Consider the following 18652-nt stretch of genomic DNA (forward strand, 5'->3'; position numbering starts at 1 on the left):
AAACGCAAGTTCTGACATACTTGCAACAATTTCAATTGAAATTCCAAGGCATCCAATAATGATTGGTTTCTGATGGAACTTATTTACCCTGCAAAGCGAAAAAAAACTGCCATAAATAAAATAATAGAAGAACACAGGATAACGCAAATAAAATGATTCTGTCATATGAAATGAACCTTGCATGATCCAGTCAAGACATACTCGGAATAAGACTACAGATATACCAACAAGAATACCTGCAACTCCTGCTGGTACTCTTCTTAAAAATAATAATAAAAAGAAGAATAGCGGTGTACCGAAGCTAACTCGAAACGTATCATTAAAGGGATGAAAGTTCAGCTCCCCAGCAATCGGAACAACGACCATTAATATAATTAAAAGGGACATATCTTTCTTCCATAATTGATTCCAATTCAAAGGTGACACTTCCTATACTTTTTTTCAGTAGTAAAAGCGAAAGCCCGCTTATTGTTATAAACGGGCTTTTTTCTATATTCTAACCTTTTCTACCGCTTTTATTTGGCGATACTCTGGCTTCCACATTGCTTCTTTCACTGCCATCTTGATATCGTTATCACTTAAGTTCACTCTTGCAACACCTTCTGCAACTGCAACTTTCGCTACTTCAATTGCAACCATTTCTGAGATATTACGTAATTCTTCGACCTCTGGTAAAATAGGTGCTCCTGGCTGACTTGTATCTACCATACTTGCAACTGCTTCAGCAGCCGCTGCGAACATTCCATCCGTCATGACGCTTGCTCGTACTACAATTGTTCCAAGACCAAGCCCTGGGAAAATAAGTGCATTATTTGATTGTCCAATCACATACGTTACACCGTTATATGTAACTGGTTCAAATGGACTTCCTGTTGCAACTAACGCTCTTCCTTCTGTCCACTCGATTAAATCTGCTGGTTTTGCTTCAGCAAGTGGCGTCGGATTCGACATTGGTAAAATGATTGGTCTTTCTATGTGAGAAGCCATTTCTTTAATAATCTCTTCTTTAAATGCACCTGCAACAGTTGATGTACCAATTAAAATTGTCGGTTTTACATGTTTCACAACTTCAGCAAGTCCGATCACATCATTTTGCTTCCACTCACTTACTTCTGCTTCTTTTCTTGCGTACGGAATTTGGAAATCAAGAAGATCTTCCATATTATCTGTAACTAACCCGTTACGATCAATACACCAGAAACGCTTATATGATTCTTCTTCAGATACGCCTACGCGGACCATCGCATCTCTAACTTGATCTGCGATACCGATTCCAGCCGTACCAGCACCAAATACAACAACGCGGTGTTCACTTAGCGGTACACCAGAAGCTTTCACTGCCGATAATACTGCCGCAAGTGAAACTGCACCTGTACCTTGAATATCATCATTAAACGTACAAACATCATGACGGTATTTATCTAAAATTTTTCGTGCGTTACGAGAACTAAAGTCTTCCCAATGTAAAAGTGCTTTCGGGAATTGTTTGTTTACCGCTTGTACAAACGTATCAATAAATTCATCGTAAGCTTCACCTGTTATACGAGGGTGACGATTTCCAATATAAAATGGATTGTTTAATAGCTCCTCACGGTTTGTACCTACATCTAAAATTACCGGTAATACACGGCTAGGATCGATTCCAACTGCGGCAGTATAAACAGCTAGCTTTCCGATTGCGATGTTAATACCACCAACGCCCCAGTCACCAATTCCTAATATGCCTTCTCCATCTGTTACAACGACTAAATCAATGTTCTCAGCTGTTGCACCGATATTCGTGAATGCTTCTTCGATACCTGATGGATCGTTAATTGATAAATAAACACCACGTGGTTTACGATATTCATGACTATATCTTTGAATTGCTACACCGACAGTTGGTGTATATACAATCGGTAACATTTCACGTAAATGATCTGTTAATATACGATAAAATAATACTTCATTTCGATCATGTAACGCAGTTAAGTATACATTCTTTAATAAATCATCCGGCTGAGAACTAAATTGTTCGTATGCTCGGCGTGCCTGTTCTTCTAACGTTAAAACCGCTGGCGGTAATAACCCTTTTAAACCTAACTCTTCTCTTTCATTTTGTGTGAAAGCTACCCCTTTATTTAAAAGTGGTGTTGATAATACTTCTGCTCCTCTTAATGTTGTTTCTAATGCACCATTAGAAGCTACTGTAAACTTGCTCATAACATCCCTACCTCTATTCATATATAGCATTTCTATATTGTAAACAAAAAAGAGGGGATTGTCCCCCTCTTCTTTTAATTTTTCTTTAAAAGAGTTGCTCCTGCAATCCCTGGGTGTGTCATTTCGAATGGATCTAGAATTAACTCTAAGTCTTCTTGTGACAATACACCATTTTTCACACAAAGTTCTCGAACGGATTGACCTGTTGCAATTGCTTCTTTCGCAACGCGAGCTGCTGCTTCATAACCGATATGAGGGTTCACGGCTGTAATAATTCCTACACTTTTCTCAACATACTCTTTTAAGCGATTTTCATTCGCTTCAATTCCTTTTAAGCAATTATCTGTAAAGGCACGGAAACCGTTATTCATAATGCTAATCGATTGAAGTAAGTTGAAAACAAGTACTGGTTCCATAACGTTTAATTCTAATTGTCCTGCTTCTGAAGCAAGGCAAATTGTATGGTCATTACCAATTACTTGGAACGCAATTTGATTAATTACCTCTGGCATAACAGGGTTTACTTTCCCTGGCATAATAGATGAACCTGGTTGACGAGCAGGCAGCATAATTTCCGCTAAGCCAACCCGTGGACCTGATGCCATTAAGCGAAGGTCATTCGCGATTTTAGACATATTCATCATACATACTTTAAGTGCTGCAGATACTTCAGTATAAGCATCTGTATTTTGCGTCGCATCTACTAAATCTTCTGCACCGACAAGTGGCAGTTCACTAATTGCAGCTAAATGTTTTACAACTGCTTCAATATATTCTGGATCTGCATTTAAGCCTGTACCAACTGCAGTTGCTCCCATGTTCACTTCATATAAGTGTTGACGTGATTGCTGAATGCGTTTCATATCACGTTCAAGTACACGAGAGTACGCTTTAAATTCTTGTCCAAGGCGAATTGGCACAGCGTCTTGTAAATGTGTACGTCCCATTTTAATCACATGATCGAACTGTTCTGCTTTTAATTCAAATACATCATGCATATAACCCATCGTTTGTAATAAGCCTTCTAATGCATTTAACGTTGCGATATGAATCGCCGTTGGGAATGCATCATTTGTTGATTGGGCCATATTTACATGACTATTTGGACTAATATAATGATAGTCTCCCTTTTCCATTCCTAATAATTCAAGCGCACGATTGGCAATGACTTCATTTGCATTCATGTTCATTGAAGTACCCGCTCCACCTTGGATTGGATCTACGATGAAATGATCATGCCATTTTCCATCAAGAATTTCTTGAGCAGCTTCTGCGATCGCACCGCCCTTGTTTAATTCCAATCTTCCTACATCTGTATTCGCAAGCGCTGCTGCTTTTTTTACAACTGCAAACGCTTTAATTAAACCTTCATGGATTTTGTATCCTGTAATTGGGAAGTTTTCAACTGCACGCATTGTTTGTACGCCGTAGTATGCATAGTTTGGCACTTCTTTTTCACCTAAAAAATCTTTTTCAATTCGAACACCATTTTTAACTTCAGTTAATGTTGCCATGATTATTCACTCCTTAACGATTTCTTATGCTGCGTTTGTTTCTTTGACTGTTTCTACATATTGTTTTGCTTTCTCATTATCGAATTCGCCTTCCCACTTCGACATAACAATGGCCGCTAATGCATTTCCTAATACATTGACAGATGAGCGAATCATATCTAAAATGCGGTCAATTCCCGCAATTAATGCGATACCTTCTAGTGGTAACCCCATTGAACCTAACGTTGCTAATACAACAACGAACGATGCACCTGGAACTCCCGCCATACCTTTGGATGTTAACATGAGAACGAATAATAACGTTATTTGCTCCGTTAGTGACATGTGCACACCGTACATTTGTGCAACAAACAATGCCGCTAACGCTTGATAAATAGCCGATCCAGTCAAGTTAAATGTATAACCTGTCGGAATTACGAAAGAGGCAACTGCCTTTGGACAACCGAACTCTTCCATTTTTCTCATTATATTAGGTAAAACAGCTTCTGAACTTGCTGTTGTAAACGAAAGAATCAGTTCTTCTTTTAAAATTTTCATTAATGTAAAAATGTTTACTCCAACCATTCGTGCATTAATACCTAATACAATCACAACGAATAGTATAACAGTTACGTATACAGCTAGCACTAGTTTTCCTAGCGGAAGTAATGTTGCTACACCAAATTTTGCAACCGTAACGGCAATTAATGCGAATACACCAAATGGTGCAAATTTCATAACTTGATTTGTAACCCAAAACATGGCTTCGAGTACGCCTTCAAAGAAGTTAAAGACTGGCTTTCCTTTTTCTCCAATTGCCGCAACTCCTAAGCCGAATAATACTGAGAAGAATATAATCGGTAATAGGTCACCTTGTGCAATCGATTCAAATACGTTTTTCGGTACAATGTGAACAATTGTCTCAGCAAAACCTTTCTTCTCTGTTGCATCTGCAGTTTGTTTATAAGAAGAAATATCACTTTGCTGTAAATTACTCATATCAACACCAGTACCTGGTTGGAATATATTCGCTGCAAGTAATCCCATTAAAATAGCAATCGTCGTAATAATTTCGAAATAAAGAATTGTCTTACCACCCAGTTTCCCAAGCTTCTTCATATCTCCTACACCAGCTACTGCAACAATTAATGCTGAAATAACAATTGGTACTACAATCATCTTAATTAAGTGAATAAATATATCCCCAATTGGTGTGATATAAGAAATCGCCGTTTTATTGCCATAAAAGACTGCCCCTACTACAATCCCTAAAACAAGCGCGACAAAAATTTGTGTTGCCAATCCGAATTTTTTCATTTATGTTCATCCCCTTCATGCGAACGCTTTCAATTTGAATTTATAAAAGCTACTCACACATCTTATAAGCGAACCTACAAAATCATACAAAAACCTACAAGTTCGTCACAAAAAATTCAAATATTTTTCTTCTTTTTTTCATTGACACCATTTTGTTAAAAAACGATAAAATAAACTTGATAAGCAATCAGATTATTGCGTATAATCAAAAAGATATATACTTACAACAAATCAAAATGAAAAGGAGTGGATGTTATGAAAAACTATACAAAGCAATTCGTTCTATCTTCTTCTTTTCTTTTTCATTTTCTTAAAAAGGAACAAAGGCATTCGCCTTTGTTCCTTTTTTATTGCGATCTATATAGGGGGAATTGTTATGAGACCATATAAACGTGTCTTAATTAAATTAAGCGGCGGTGCACTTGCCGATCAAACTGGAAATAGCTTTAACTCCAAACGATTAGAACATATCGCAAACGAAATTTTATCCATTGTTGATTTAGGTATAGAAGTATCCATCGTCATCGGTGGCGGTAACATTTTTAGGGGGCATCTAGCTGAAGAATGGGGAATCGATCGAGTAGAAGCTGATAATATCGGTACGTTAGGTACAATCATTAACAGCTTAATGCTTCGCGGTGTTTTAACAAGTAAAACAAATAGAGAAGTACGCGTTATGACTTCCATTCCATTTAATGCAGTAGCTGAACCATACATTCGCTTGCGTGCAGTCCACCATTTAGATAACGGTTATATCGTTATTTTTGGAGGTGGAAACGGCCAACCGTTCGTGACAACAGATTATCCAAGTGTACAAAGAGCCATCGAGATGAATAGTGATGCCATATTAGTCGCAAAACAAGGGGTCGATGGCGTCTTTACAAGTGATCCAAAGCATAATAAATCAGCAAAAATGTACAGCAAACTAAACTATAATGATGTCGTTAGACAAAATATACAAGTCATGGATCAAGCGGCATTACTGCTTGCCCGGGACTACAATTTACCAGCACACGTCTTTAACTTTGATGAGCCTGGTGTCATGAAGAAAATATGTTTAGGCGAACATGTGGGGACGTTGATCAATGATGATGTTACGATGCTGGTGCATGAAAAATAATGATTTCCCACCAAAAAAGGGTGCCTTTTGTAGGCACCCTTTCCTAATTCATCATCACAAATAGAAGTCAACCAATCCCGCCACTTTCTCCTTACAACGCTCCCAAAAAGATAACTTTTCAAAAAACTCTTTCGTCATTTCTTTCGAATCATGAAAATCCTCTGTTAACGCCTTATTAACTTGTCCTACAATAGGACCACCATAAATATAAAAATTCATTTCATCATTTATATTGAAGCTACGCGAAGTAAAGTTTGTTGTACCAATAACGGTTAATTCATTATCAATAAGCATTAATTTACCATGGAACATTCCTTTTTTATAACCATATACAGTAATTCCATTATTAACAGCTTGACGTATGTATGGATACGCCGCTTCTTTTATAAGAGGTAGATCCGGTTTATATGACCAAAGTATTTTTACTGTAACACCACGCTTTTGCGCCGCGATTAAAGCATTCATAGATTCTTTATTTTTCGCTATAAAATACGGTGTTGCAATTACAATGGAGTGCTGAGCTTGTTTTATGAGCTCTATATATTTTTCAGCAACGTAATGCCCATTGTAACTAGTCATAGTATGTAATGTATTCCCTTTACTAGCTTTATTCGTACTTCTCTTTATCTCTTCTTTCGTATCTCGTTTCCAGTCTAAAGCGAATTGCTGTTCTAAATCTTTTGCTCCTTCTCCTTTAAGTCGTACATGATAATCACGCCAATATCCAAATCGCTTATCTTTCCCTAAGTACTCATCTCCTATATTAAATCCGCCTGTATAGCCAATCTCCCCATCAATCGTCGTAATACGGCGATGATTACGATGATGAAGAGAATAAAAGCCGAATGGTAATTCAGGTTTTCTACTATATGTAAAATGCACACCATTTTCCTGCAATTCATTTTTCATCTTTCTTTCAAATGATAAATCATTAATGCGATCAACGGATAAATAGACGTTTACTCCTTCTTTTGCCTTCTCTTTTAATAAGTTTAAAAAAGTATGGCTACTTTTATCATCCGACAAAATGAAGAAATACGTGTAAATGGAGCTTTTCGCTTCTCTTATATCAGTAAATAATTGTTTATAAAAAGGCTTCCCTTCTACATATAATTGAAAGTCACTATAATGAGGCGCATACTCTGTCGGCATGTTTTTCCCAGCTTCCATTTTCCTACCTAAGGTAACATCGATATGCATCCATATTAAAATAAAAACGAAAATAGCAATAGCAATAGAAGTAACTCGCAATATTTTTTTAATCATTTTGATTTCCTTCCGATCATTTTCTTTCCACCTTTCTATTTTGTCATTCAAATTTAGATTTCATGCTTCATACAAAAAAGGATGTGACTTAACGTCACATCCTTTTCACATTAAACAAAATTTCTCGCATCATTATTTCTTCCAAACTTATAAATAGCAATTAAGAAGAATGCAATTGCGAAAGCGAATAAAATTAAAATGTTTAAATACAACTCCGAGAATGGTATTCCTTGTTGTAGTTTCGATACTGTGTCTAACAACCAGCGCTGTGGAAGAAAATTAGCTACTTTTTGTACTGCACTTGGCATAATGTCATATGGGAAATAACAACCCGCTAGTAAGCATGTTGGTACAATGACCATGTTTTGCATCGCATTTGCCGATGATGAGTTTTTTGAAAAAGCAACAATTACTAACGACATTCCAATCGCTATTAAAGCAAATATCATCAGTACACCAACCATAACGATGAAGGGCATATTGATATTCGTATGAAAAACATTCGTTAAGAATAGGATTGTAATCATAATTTGTACTGTTAATATAATCATATTTACCCCGACGTTAGATAATATAAATTTCTTTCCATCTATCGGCGTGGATAATAATCTAAAGTACGTTCTATTCTCTTTTTCTTTTAAAATATAGCCTGATAAGTTCACTGCTGAAAATAACATAAACATAATAAGATAACCCATCGTTTGGTTCGTCATATCTTTATTTTTCGAAGTATCTTCTAACGTCTCAGTCTTCACTTTAAATGAACTTTTTTGATATCCTGCGTACATCGTATCAAATGCACTTTGATCTGTTCCTGCTACTTTACTTATCGCTGCTACATTATCAATATAATTGTACAAATATGACTTAATAAACGCTGTTACTTGATCACCTTTAATCGATGAAATTTCAATATTGCTTGGTTTTCCTTCTCGGACACTTTCTGAAAAACCAGACTGTAACGTAATCACTCCATCAAGTTTTTTTGAAGTGAGTTTATCTTCTACTTCAGATTCTTTCACTTTACTTACTTTTACATGATTGATTTCTTCTAAAAATTTCACCGTATCATTTGCTATCGACTCATTTTCATTATTTATAACTCCGATATTTAAAGTCCCTTGCCCCGCATTTCCATATATTGAAAAGGAGATTAACGTTCCTATTATCGGCAAGCTAATAATAATGAGTAACCCTTTTTTATTTTTCAAAAGGACTGATAATGTTTTTTGCATAAGCCATAAAATATCTTTCATACTATAGCCCCTCCCGTCTGCGTAATGCGATAATCGATATGAATAAAAAGAGTGCTGAGATTCCGATATTTAAAGAGATGACTGGTAGTGCCGCCCCTACATCATTTGCATAAATAATTTTCATAACGGCAGTGTTTGCCCACGTTAATGGTGATAAATTCGTAACGAAATTTTCTTCTACTACGAAGTATGCCCCGCCAAAAATAGAAGCTAGTTGTACGATAACTAAAATAATTGCTCTAGATGCTTCACCTGTTTTTGTAATATATCCGATGCCGATGCCGATGCTAGTTGCTAAAAGGACTTCTGTTAGTAAAATAAGTAAGACAACTCCAAGATGATCGCCCCAGTTAGCTTGAAAAACAAATTTACTAAATAAAACGACAAGTAGTATGCACAGTGCATTCGCCACCATATTACCCAATATTTTCCCGATAAAAATTTCCGCTTTCGTTATAGGTGCAGCAATGAGACGATCTCCTGTTTTACGTATTCGTTCGCCTCTAATTAAATTACTTGCTCCCATCGCACCATACAAAGCAACCATCGTTGTCATTACAATTGCATAGTAATCCATAGAACCTGGTTTTTTAGCCGCTTGTAATGCCGTTTCTTTAATATACTCATTACGTTCTCCATTCGGAATTACTGTGCTAATTTTACTAGGATCTACTTTCTCAATCTCAACTACTACATTGTACTTATCAACAAATGTAGTCATCATTCCTTCAACTATGCTACTTTCAATACTACTTCTATCACTTCCGTAAAACTTTACCCCGTCCTTATTCAATTCTACATACGCAGCGTATTTGTTTTGTTTTACTTTTTCTTTTCCATCTACCTCTTCAGAAACTTTCTTAAAGTGAATACCAGATTTACTTACTTCTTTTGCAAATGCTTCAAACGATTGAGAAAACGTACCATTTGCTTCATCTTTGTATATCACTTGTATATCTTTAATAGTATGACTATCGCTATTAAATGCATTACTTAACGCTGTTCCTAACACAAGCATAAGTACAATCGGAAATGCTAACATAAAAACTAAAGTTCTTACGTCCCTAAATTCTCTTTTAATATGCATAATTGCAATATTGAAGATGTTCAATTGATGAACCTCCCTTTACCTTTTCTTCATTTACCTTTTATTTATCTCGTAAATTTCTTCCGGTTAAGGTAAGAAATACTGTTTCTAAGTTGGGAGCCTGCTCCTCTAATGAACGAATTTCAATATCATGATTGATACAGTGTTGAATGATTTTATTTAAATTATTTAATCCCGCATCAGAATTCACTTTAATTACGTTTTCTTCAATTTGAACTGCTTTCACACCGTTTATCTCTTTTAATTTTTTTACATCTAAATTCTCTACCGATTTCACTTCAATCCAAATATCTTTCGTGTCAGTAATAATTGCTTTCAACTGTTCTTTCGTACCTTCTGCAATTACTTTACCGTGATCTACTATCGCTATTTTCGTACAAATCTCTTCTACCTCTTCCATGTAGTGACTCGTATAAATAATTGTACTTCCCATTTCATTTAATTTACGTACTGACTGCAAAATGTAGTTTCTTGACTGTGGATCAATTCCAACTGTCGGCTCATCCATAATAATTAACTTCGGTCTATGAGCAATTGCACAAGCGATATTCAGTCTTCGCTTCATCCCACCAGAAAAGTTCTTCGGATAGCTTTTCTGTTTATCACTAAGTCCTACAAATTGAAGAGCTTCCTCTACCCTAGCTTTTAATTCGGCTCCTCGTAATCCGTACAATCCAGCAAAGAATTTCACATTTTCATAGGCAGTTAACTCTTCATAAATCGCAATATCTTGCGGAACAATACCGATATTCATTTTCGCAAATCGATTATGTTTCTTTATATTTTTTCCTAGTATGCTAATCTCACCTTCATTACTTCTTAACAAACCAGCAATCATATTTATCGTTGTACTCTTACCAGCACCATTTGATCCTAAAAAGCCAAATATTTCTCCTTCTTTAATAGATAAAGACATATTATCAACTGCGATGAAATCACCAAATTTTTTCGTTAAATTTTTAATTTCTAATGTATTCATCATTTTCACCCCTATTTCGGTTTCTCTGCTTTTAGTATAAACAAAAAGAATGAACCTGCTCAGTGCAGAAGTTCATTCTTTTCACATGAGAATATTCACTTTTTTCATATGAGATGGTTCATCCTCGTACCATTCTCTTTATATTGGCAACAACATCGTTACTGAAAAACCACTTGTCCCATCTACAATAATTTTTCCGTTTACAGACGCCGTTCGCTCCTCCATCCCCATAATACCGAGACCTTTTTTAATAAGAGCTACCCCTTTTCCGTTATCCTTCACTTGTACCTTAACCATCTTGTTAAGTACATGAATATCTATAGAAATGACTGTCGCATCAGCATATTTCATTGCATTTGTTAGTGCTTCTGTAACATTCTCACCGATAATTTTCCACTGAATGGGAGAAATCATATCTAAGTTCCCTTTGTATACAAAAGGAATATTCACATCATTCTTACCGGCAAATTCCTCTATGAATAATTTCATACGATGAATGCCAATTTGCTCAGTTGGAGGCTTCATATTTTTTAATGTAATGCGAATACTTTCAATTCCATCTTTTGAAATGTGAATTGCATTTTGTAATAACTCCGCAGATTTTTCTTTATCTATTTCCATTAACCTTTTTGCTGCTTCCATTTGAATAAGTGCACCCGTCATCGAGTGACCAATTTTATCATGAATTTCTTGCGATAACCGATTTCTCTCTTCTAGCTTAAATGTGTATTCAGATTGTCTTATGTACTCTTTATTTTCATGTAAGCTTTTCGTAAGTCGTTGCATATCTTTTCGCATCTTATCATTTTGCGATTCAAGCTTTACTACACGCGATATATATCGATCTGCTATAGTTAAAACGAGAAAAGAAAATGCAACAATTAATCCATAAGTCATTCGAATACTTTCATCTGCAATCGTAATTGGGAGCATCATAACAACAAAGCGTGGCCAATTCTTTTCTATGTAATGGAATGTAATTTCGTATAAGTTCAAAGGTAAAAACAAAATAAAAAATGGATGAACCCTCCATGTAAATAACATAATTATGCCAATTGACATACAGATTAATAATTTTTTATACGTATCTTTTTTAAATATAGAAATCATTACGTTTACAGAGAGGTAAATAAGTAAAGTAAATATAACCCACGGTAAATTTACTACATTTGCGTAAATATAACTAAACACAATATATAAAAAGACAATTAATTTACTTACAGTTAGCCAAAATTCCATATCACTAATCTACTTTCCCTGTTAAGTAATAAATCGCAATTTGTGTGCGATGTTCAAGTCCAGTTTTCCCTAAAACTGACGTAATATAATTTGCAATTGTTCCTTCAGATATAAAAAGCTGTTTCGAAATTTCTTTATTCGAGAAACCTTTTGCAATTAATGCGATAATACTAAGCTCCCTTTCTGTGAAAAGGCTCTTATCAATTTTACATTCTTCCTCTTTACTTTCCATTAAATTAGACTTAATTTTATCGAGGACAACATCTTGCATAACAGTTTGACCGTTATATACTCCTTTTATCGCATCACGAATACGCTCCGGATCGTTATTTTTTAACAAATAACCTTTCGCTCCGTTTTTTACTGCATCCAAAATATATTCATCATCATCAAACGTCGTTAAAATAAGCGGTTTTGTTTTCGTCTCTTCACAAATGAACTTCGTCGCCTCTACCCCGTTCATATTTGGCATACGAACATCTAAAAGAGCAATATCAACTTCATGCTTTTTACAATATGCTACAGCTTCTTCCCCATCATTTACAGTATCTACTACTTCGAACTCTTCGTATGTATTTAAAATAATTTTCATGCCCTCTCTAATAAAAGAGTTATCATCCGCTATTAATATTTTAATTTTCATGTTTGTTAGTATGGCCCTTCCCCTACTAACATTCACATCCTTTCTTCCCGTAACATTTCCTACTTGCTCATTATATACTTCTCTTTACCATTTTTTCACACCTTTTTTCATCTAGCTCTCCTGCAAAAAATATATTATTCTTTTTTTACAATATGTGTAGGGTGACTTATCATTCTTTACGTCTATATAATAGAATGCGTCAAAAAGGAGGGAGAGACCCATTGAGGAAAAACAATTAATTGAAAAAGCACAGCAAGGAAGCGAGCATGCTTTTCGTATCCTTGTACAAACATATCGTCATTATATTTTTCAAGTTATCTTTTCTATTTTAAGACATGAAGAAGATGCGAAAGATGTTACACAAGAAGTATTCGTAAAAATTCACACCTCTCTCCCAAATTATCAATTTCGCGGATTAAAAACGTGGATGGCACGTATTGCCACCAATCACGCTATTGATTATAAGAGAAAGAAAGCTAGAGAAAACGAAGAACTCTCCTTATGTAAAGAAACAGAGGAAAATATAAAATCCTCTCATAACATTGAAGCTTTACTATTGACGAAAGAGCAAAAATTACTCATCGCTCAAAAACTGAGAGAACTTCCGGAAAATTACCGTGATGTCGTTCTCGCACATTACTTAGAAGAAAAAAGCTATCAAGAAATTGCTTTACAGGAAAACATCGAAGTGAAAACAGTTGAAATGAAACTGTATCGGGCACGAAAATGGATTAAAAAACATTGGAAGGAGGAAGAGTTTCTATGATGCATTATTCAAAAGAAGATTGGCGCAATTATACATTAGATTTTATAGAAAACAATAAACGTGAATCTATGGAAGAACATCTTTACGAATGTGATCATTGTTTAACACTTTATATGGAAAGTATTGATGAACAACATGAAAACCTTCCAATGATAAATGATGATTCATTTACGAACGAAGTTATGACGCAAATTAATTTTGAAACGCTACAACCTAATGAAAATATAAAAACAAACTCACTAAAACGCACAATTATTCACTACATAATTGCGACTGCAGCTACAATTATTTTTATGGTAAGTGGTTTATTCCAATATATTTTTACAGCGACATCAAATTTCGAGAAATCTTCAAAACATAACGAGTCTTCTATCTCACAACAAATTGTAAACAAATCGGTAGATACATCAAAAAAGGACGGAGGTTTAAAGCATGAATAAAAACCCCTTTTTAGCACTTGTATTAGGGCTAATTCCTGGGCTTGGACATTTATACTTAAAAAAGCTAGGACGGTTTATTTTATATAGCGGAGGATCTTTATTTCTATTCTCCTTTGCAGTATTTTGTACCATAGTAGTAAGAGAACGTGATATTGCTTTTCTTTCTCTATTTTTACTAGCTGTTCTATGGGTAATTAACTTACTAGATTTAGTTATCACCATTATAAAACAAACGAAAAAACAAGAAGCTGGAGAATTGATAAATTCCTCTAAAGAGAGCGAACGATTTTATATCATTCTCCTATCCATCATCCCTGGACTTGGCCATTTCCAATTAGGACTTATGCAACGCGGTCTTACGTTTTTAGTCGCTTGCGCTGGCTTAGGCAGCATGATTATATTTGTAACATTATTAACATCTCAAGGAAGTTTCCTTATCTTTCTTATTACGTTACCTGTTTTATGGATTTATAATTTCTTTGACGTTGTTCAGCAACTACAGAAAAAAGAACGCGACGAGCAATTAATTGACCGTACTATTTTCGAAGATTTTGAAGAACATCGAGAGCAAGGAAAAAAAAGTAAAACATTTGCTTCTATTTTAGCGATGTTCCCTGGAGCAGGTCATATGTATTTAGGTTTACAACGCCGTGGTCTTCAGCTTATGGCAGCCTTTTTACTATCTATTTATTTACTCGACTTATTAAGACTTTCTGCGTTTTTATTTTTAGTACCAATCATTTGGTTCTATAGCTTTTTTGATGCGTTACAGCAAACAGCAAAATACGGAAAAGAACGAGTACAAGACGAACCCATTATCGATTATTTTATAAATCATCAAAGATGGATCGGTATCGGATTAATTACACTCGGTGGTTATTATTTATTAAATCAAACAGTCCTTCCTATTTTGAATGATTATTTTGTAACTATATTTAATATTCATCTTAGTGAACTATATTATCGCTATTTCCAGACATCTATCGTTGCGCTCCTTTTAATTGGCGGCGGCTTTAAATTGTTACTTGGAAATAAAGAAAACAAAGGTGGGACAAGCGAATGAGGACTTGGCGTGTTGGAACATTCTCAATGGGGCTTTCTATTATATCGTTAGGGTGCTTTTTACTATTTTCAGTCGTAAAAGGAATTCAAGTATTAGATACACTAACTGCATGGTGGCCAGTTTTACTTATCATACTTGGAGCTGAAGTTTTACTATACCTTCTATTTTCTAAGAAGGAACAATCATTTATTAAATATGATATTTTTAGTATTCTCTTTATCGGTGTTTTAGGAAGCGTCGGAATTGCTTTTTACTGTTTATTATCAACTGGATTACTAGAAGAAGTTCGTCACTCTATTAACACAACGAGGCAAACGAGTAATATTCCAGACGGACAATTTGATATACCTGAATCTATTAAAAAAATCGTAGTAGATGCAGGACATCAACCTCTAACGATAGAGGGAAATAATACAAATCAAATTCATCTTTTGGGAACTTATGAAATGACAACGAAAGCAAATGAAAAACTCAATTTAAAACAAGATGATTTCCTTTCAGTTCAAACGGCTGGAGAAACGATGTATATCACTTTAAAATCATTACCTGTTCAGCATACGTTATTTAATTCAGCACCACAGGTGAAACCAACGCTTGTTCTTCCGCAAAATAAAAATGTGGAAATCCGTGCTTCAAATAACGAACTATCTCTTTATCCAGGTCAATTACAAAATAATTGGTTTGTACAGGAAAGCTCAAGAGTATCTGTCCATCTTGCAAAAGAGAGTGATGTATCTTTAACAGCAGTAACAAATCAAAAAGAAACACACGGAAGCGCACCTTGGGAACAAGTAGAAGATTTAACGAAAAACGAAAATACTTCTTCAGAAGAACATCCAGAATTAAACAACCAAGAACATTGGTATAAAAATTCGATTAAAACTGGAAATGGCACGTACAAGTTAAATATTGAGAAAGCTTATAATTTGAATATGAGTGTTCTCGAAAAATAAAAAACCTTCCGCAATTGCGGAAGGTTTTTCTCATATAATCGCTTTAATTCCTTCTAACACTAATCCAATCATAAATCCGCAAACCGCCCCGTTCACTCGGATCCACTGCAAATCTTTACCGACATTATTTTCAATCATTTCGATTAACGTTTTATCATCTAACTTATCAAGATTTTCTTGTACAAGCTTACCGATTTTCGAATGGTTTTTTTCCACAAGTGTAACAACTTGCTTTTGTAACCACTCCTCTATTTTTTGAACAGTTTGTTCATCTTCTTTTATTTTGTTCATTTGTTTTTGTAAAAATGGAATAACATATTTATCAGCAAATTCTTCATTATTTACAAAAGCAACTGCTCTTTGTTGTACTTGCTCTAGCATCTCTTTTATTTTGTCAGTAGCATTCCAATTGGCAATCCATTTTTCTTTCCAATTTTCTAATTCTTGTAGTAACGCTTCATTTTCTTTTACATTTATAATTTCTTGACGAATTTTCGCTAATATAAGTTGTCTCGTGCTATTATCTGCATCTTGTAAGCTGTTAATATTGCTAATAATAAACTTCTGCAAAATGCCGCCAATTTTATCTTCATCTACAATATTCATAAACGATTTCAATGTAAACTGTAAGAATCCATCTACTTTTATATTTTCCATCGCCTTCATACCTAAACTTCCAAGCTGGTAGCGTGCTTCATCTTGCGCTGTCCAATCTTTCACTTTTACTAAAATGTAATCAAGTGTCTTCTCATCATATTCTTGCACAACTAATTGATCAACAAGCACTTGTAAGATGTTACTTGTATTAATTGTATGCAAATATGTTTTTAATTCTTTTTCAATAATAACAGCTAACTTTTCTGTATCTATTGTAACAATTGCTTTCTCTGCAATCGTTACAATCCCCTTTTTCACAGCATCAGACTGCATTTCTCTCTCAGCAATTTGCAGTACCATTTGTGCTAACTGCATCTCTTTTACTTTATTCGTAATACTTTCTTTCGTCAGCCATTCATTTTCTAACGTATTGATGAGCCCTTTCGTTACTCGTTTACGATTTTTAGGTAACAAAGCTGTATGCGGAATTGGTATTCCCATCGGGTGACGGAATAATGCTGTAACTGCGAACCAATCTGCAAGCCCGCCAACTAACCCAGCTTCAAATCCCCCTTGTATAATCTCTCCAGCTATCGTTCCTTGAAAAGGGATAGAAGCCGCAAAGCCGACACCCATAACCCCAAGTGAAATACCCGCTATATATTTAGTCTGTAATGACATCGTATACACATCCTCTTATTATGTAAAATAAAGCTTTTTGTTGTATTTATTCAATATTAGTTATCCTTTATATATACTATAAAGAACTATTGTGAAAATAACAAAGATTTTTATGTACATGAAAAAATGAGGCTACAACTAGCCTCATTTTTCTTATATCGTTAATTCCAAACCTTTCCTATAATATTCATCCATTATATCGTTTGGAACCATACTTCCACCCGTTCCCCACACAATATGAGTACCTTTTTTCACCTTCTCTGTTAACTGTAGCTTTTGTAAATACTCATCTTCTTTACATACTTTCACTGGCCCTATCATACCTGCTAGTGCAGAAGGCTCTAAATCAATATTCTCCGTATCAGCTAGTTCTTTTAATAATCTATATAACTCTTCATCACTTACTGTGTAATTCCCACTCAAAAATGGTTCCATCGTTTTACCGACAAATCCAGATGGCCTTCCTACCGCAAGTCCATCCGCATCTGTTACATTATCAATTCCGATATCTTGAACGGAAATTTTGTCATGAAGGCCTGTCATTAAGCCAAGTAACATACAAGGAGAATGTGTTGGCTCTGCAAAGAAACAATGAACATTATCCTTATACAATAACTTTAAACCGAATGCTACTCCGCCAGGTCCTCCTCCTACTCCGCACGGAAGGTAAACAAATAAAGGATGGTCTTTATCTACTACAACCTCTAACTCTTCTAATTGCTTTTGTAATCGTGATGCTGCTACTGCGTATCCTAAAAATAAATCATGTGAGTTTTCATCGTCTACAAAATAACAGCTAGGATCCGCATCCGCTTGTCTTCTTCCTTCTTCTACTGCTTTACTATAATCATCTTCATATTCAATAACGTTTACACCTTTACTTCTTAATAAATCTTTCTTCCATTCTTTTGCGTCTGCTGACATATGAACAGTTACATTAAAACCTAGATTCGCACTCATAATCCCTATGCTAAGTCCTAAATTCCCTGTAGAACCTACTGCAATTGAATATTTGGCAAAAAACTCTCTACATGTATCACTATCTAAAATGGAATAATCATCTTCTTCTGTTAACATACCGTGCTGCAATGCTAGTTGCTCAGCATGTTTCAACACTTCATAAATGCCACCCCTAGCTTTAATTGATCCTGATATTGGAAGATGACTATCACATTTTAATAATAATTCTCCTAAAATAGGTTGCTCATATTTTCTCTCTAAAGCTTCTTTCATAGAAGGTATTTTCACTAAAGGTGATTCGATTATGCCGTTCGCCCCTTTCGTTTCAGGAAAAACTTTCGCAATATATGGTGCAAAACGCTTTAATCTCTCTTCCGCATCTTTTACATTCTCTTCATTAAGTGGTGAATCTTTTATTGCCGTTTCATACTTTTCTATGTTTGGGTTTATCCAAAATACTTCTTCTGTTGCAATAAGTTTATTCACTAATGGGTATTCTGCTTGTAATGCCCCTATTTCTTTCATTTTGTTTCCTCCTTATATCCTTGTAGCTCACCATATAATAAATT

At 35.0% G+C, this 18652-nt stretch carries 16 protein-coding genes and 1 pseudogene; 5 read left to right on the forward strand and 12 right to left on the reverse strand.

What is annotated here, in order from left to right; all coding sequences use genetic code 11:
• From MR107_RS25205 to MR107_RS25220, 4 genes and pseudogenes are all read right to left on the reverse strand, one after another.
• A pseudogene (locus MR107_RS25205) lies at positions 1–426 on the reverse strand (ATP-binding protein); the annotation flags it as partial.
• 63 nt (positions 427–489) lie between these two features.
• Positions 490–2202, reverse strand: a complete 1713-nt coding sequence (malS, locus tag MR107_RS25210) for an oxaloacetate-decarboxylating malate dehydrogenase (protein WP_242292850.1) — start codon at positions 2200–2202, stop codon at positions 490–492.
• A gap of 74 nt (positions 2203–2276) precedes the next feature.
• Positions 2277–3716 carry an aspartate ammonia-lyase gene (gene aspA, locus MR107_RS25215; RefSeq protein WP_088344804.1) on the reverse strand — a complete coding sequence of 480 codons (1440 nt, stop codon included), beginning with the start codon at positions 3714–3716 and terminating at the stop codon, positions 2277–2279.
• Positions 3717–3740: 24 nt separating this feature from the next.
• Entirely contained in the window at positions 3741–5012 is a 1272-nt protein-coding gene (locus tag MR107_RS25220) for a cation:dicarboxylate symporter family transporter (RefSeq protein ID WP_088344806.1), read from the reverse strand.
• A gap of 376 nt (positions 5013–5388) precedes the next feature.
• Here MR107_RS25220 and pyrH point away from each other — a divergent pair, with 376 nt between their 5' ends.
• Positions 5389–6132, forward strand: a complete 744-nt coding sequence (pyrH, locus tag MR107_RS25225) for a UMP kinase (protein WP_001248059.1) — start codon at positions 5389–5391, stop codon at positions 6130–6132.
• 54 nt (positions 6133–6186) lie between these two features.
• Here pyrH and cls read toward each other — a convergent pair whose 3' ends face one another.
• From cls to MR107_RS25255, 6 genes are all read right to left on the reverse strand, one after another.
• Positions 6187–7398 (reverse strand): cardiolipin synthase, encoded by a 1212-nt coding sequence (cls, locus tag MR107_RS25230; RefSeq protein ID WP_242292851.1) that lies wholly within the window; start codon positions 7396–7398, stop codon positions 6187–6189.
• Positions 7399–7508: 110 nt separating this feature from the next.
• Positions 7509–8654: an ABC transporter permease gene (locus MR107_RS25235; RefSeq protein ID WP_242292852.1), complete on the reverse strand. Its 1146-nt coding sequence runs from the start codon at positions 8652–8654 to the stop codon at positions 7509–7511.
• A gap of 1 nt (position 8655) precedes the next feature.
• Positions 8656–9765, reverse strand: coding sequence for an ABC transporter permease (locus MR107_RS25240; protein ID WP_242292853.1), 1110 nt, complete (start codon positions 9763–9765; stop codon positions 8656–8658).
• A gap of 37 nt (positions 9766–9802) precedes the next feature.
• Complete coding sequence (locus MR107_RS25245) at positions 9803–10741, reverse strand: ABC transporter ATP-binding protein (protein ID WP_242292854.1); 939 nt, start codon at positions 10739–10741, stop codon at positions 9803–9805.
• A 138-nt stretch (positions 10742–10879) separates the two neighbouring features.
• Complete coding sequence (locus MR107_RS25250; RefSeq protein ID WP_242292855.1) at positions 10880–11980, reverse strand: sensor histidine kinase; 1101 nt, start codon at positions 11978–11980, stop codon at positions 10880–10882.
• 4 nt (positions 11981–11984) lie between these two features.
• Complete coding sequence (locus MR107_RS25255; protein WP_000694093.1) at positions 11985–12623, reverse strand: response regulator transcription factor; 639 nt, start codon at positions 12621–12623, stop codon at positions 11985–11987.
• Between the two features lie 277 nt (positions 12624–12900).
• Here MR107_RS25255 and MR107_RS25260 point away from each other — a divergent pair, with 277 nt between their 5' ends.
• From MR107_RS25260 to exsE, 4 genes are read left to right on the forward strand one after another with little or no spacing between them, the layout of a single operon-like run.
• Positions 12901–13389 carry an RNA polymerase sigma factor gene (locus MR107_RS25260; RefSeq protein ID WP_071732568.1) on the forward strand — a complete coding sequence of 163 codons (489 nt, stop codon included), beginning with the start codon at positions 12901–12903 and terminating at the stop codon, positions 13387–13389.
• On the forward strand, positions 13386–13829 hold the full coding sequence (locus MR107_RS25265) for a hypothetical protein (protein ID WP_000972341.1): 444 nt from the start codon (positions 13386–13388) through the stop codon (positions 13827–13829). Before MR107_RS25260 ends, MR107_RS25265 begins: the two co-directional genes overlap by 4 nt.
• Positions 13822–14892 (forward strand): hypothetical protein, encoded by a 1071-nt coding sequence (locus tag MR107_RS25270; RefSeq protein ID WP_001039115.1) that lies wholly within the window; start codon positions 13822–13824, stop codon positions 14890–14892. The genes MR107_RS25265 and MR107_RS25270 overlap by 8 nt, the downstream gene beginning before the upstream one ends.
• Positions 14889–15845: an exosporium protein ExsE gene (gene exsE / locus MR107_RS25275; protein ID WP_242292856.1), complete on the forward strand. Its 957-nt coding sequence runs from the start codon at positions 14889–14891 to the stop codon at positions 15843–15845. The genes MR107_RS25270 and exsE overlap by 4 nt, the downstream gene beginning before the upstream one ends.
• A gap of 30 nt (positions 15846–15875) precedes the next feature.
• Here the strand turns inward: exsE and MR107_RS25280 are convergent, their stop codons facing one another.
• Together MR107_RS25280 and MR107_RS25285 are read right to left on the reverse strand one after the other, a co-directional pair.
• Positions 15876–17123 carry a DUF445 domain-containing protein gene (locus MR107_RS25280; protein ID WP_000058301.1) on the reverse strand — a complete coding sequence of 416 codons (1248 nt, stop codon included), beginning with the start codon at positions 17121–17123 and terminating at the stop codon, positions 15876–15878.
• Between the two features lie 153 nt (positions 17124–17276).
• On the reverse strand, positions 17277–18608 hold the full coding sequence (locus tag MR107_RS25285; RefSeq protein WP_242292857.1) for a D-serine ammonia-lyase: 1332 nt from the start codon (positions 18606–18608) through the stop codon (positions 17277–17279).
• Positions 18609–18652: the final 44 nt, after the last annotated feature.

The sequence above is a fragment of the Bacillus cereus group sp. BfR-BA-01441 genome, from assembly GCF_022663075.1.
GTDB lineage: Bacteria > Bacillota > Bacilli > Bacillales > Bacillaceae_G > Bacillus_A > Bacillus_A cereus.

Coding starts and splice junctions, on each gene's coding strand:
- MR107_RS25280 (WP_000058301.1), bottom strand. CDS start 17,123: ATGTCATTACAGACTAAATATATAGCGGGTATTTCACTTGGGGTTATG.
- cls (WP_242292851.1), bottom strand. CDS start 7,398: ATGATTAAAAAAATATTGCGAGTTACTTCTATTGCTATTGCTATTTTC.
- MR107_RS25285 (WP_242292857.1), bottom strand. CDS start 18,608: ATGAAAGAAATAGGGGCATTACAAGCAGAATACCCATTAGTGAATAAA.
- aspA (WP_088344804.1), bottom strand. CDS start 3,716: ATGGCAACATTAACTGAAGTTAAAAATGGTGTTCGAATTGAAAAAGAT.
- MR107_RS25250 (WP_242292855.1), bottom strand. CDS start 11,980: ATGGAATTTTGGCTAACTGTAAGTAAATTAATTGTCTTTTTATATATT.
- MR107_RS25265 (WP_000972341.1), top strand. CDS start 13,386: ATGATGCATTATTCAAAAGAAGATTGGCGCAATTATACATTAGATTTT.
- MR107_RS25245 (WP_242292854.1), bottom strand. CDS start 10,741: ATGAATACATTAGAAATTAAAAATTTAACGAAAAAATTTGGTGATTTC.
- MR107_RS25270 (WP_001039115.1), top strand. CDS start 13,822: ATGAATAAAAACCCCTTTTTAGCACTTGTATTAGGGCTAATTCCTGGG.
- MR107_RS25235 (WP_242292852.1), bottom strand. CDS start 8,654: ATGAAAGATATTTTATGGCTTATGCAAAAAACATTATCAGTCCTTTTG.
- MR107_RS25255 (WP_000694093.1), bottom strand. CDS start 12,623: ATGAAAATTAAAATATTAATAGCGGATGATAACTCTTTTATTAGAGAG.
- MR107_RS25220 (WP_088344806.1), bottom strand. CDS start 5,012: ATGAAAAAATTCGGATTGGCAACACAAATTTTTGTCGCGCTTGTTTTA.
- exsE (WP_242292856.1), top strand. CDS start 14,889: ATGAGGACTTGGCGTGTTGGAACATTCTCAATGGGGCTTTCTATTATA.
- pyrH (WP_001248059.1), top strand. CDS start 5,389: ATGAGACCATATAAACGTGTCTTAATTAAATTAAGCGGCGGTGCACTT.
- malS (WP_242292850.1), bottom strand. CDS start 2,202: ATGAGCAAGTTTACAGTAGCTTCTAATGGTGCATTAGAAACAACATTA.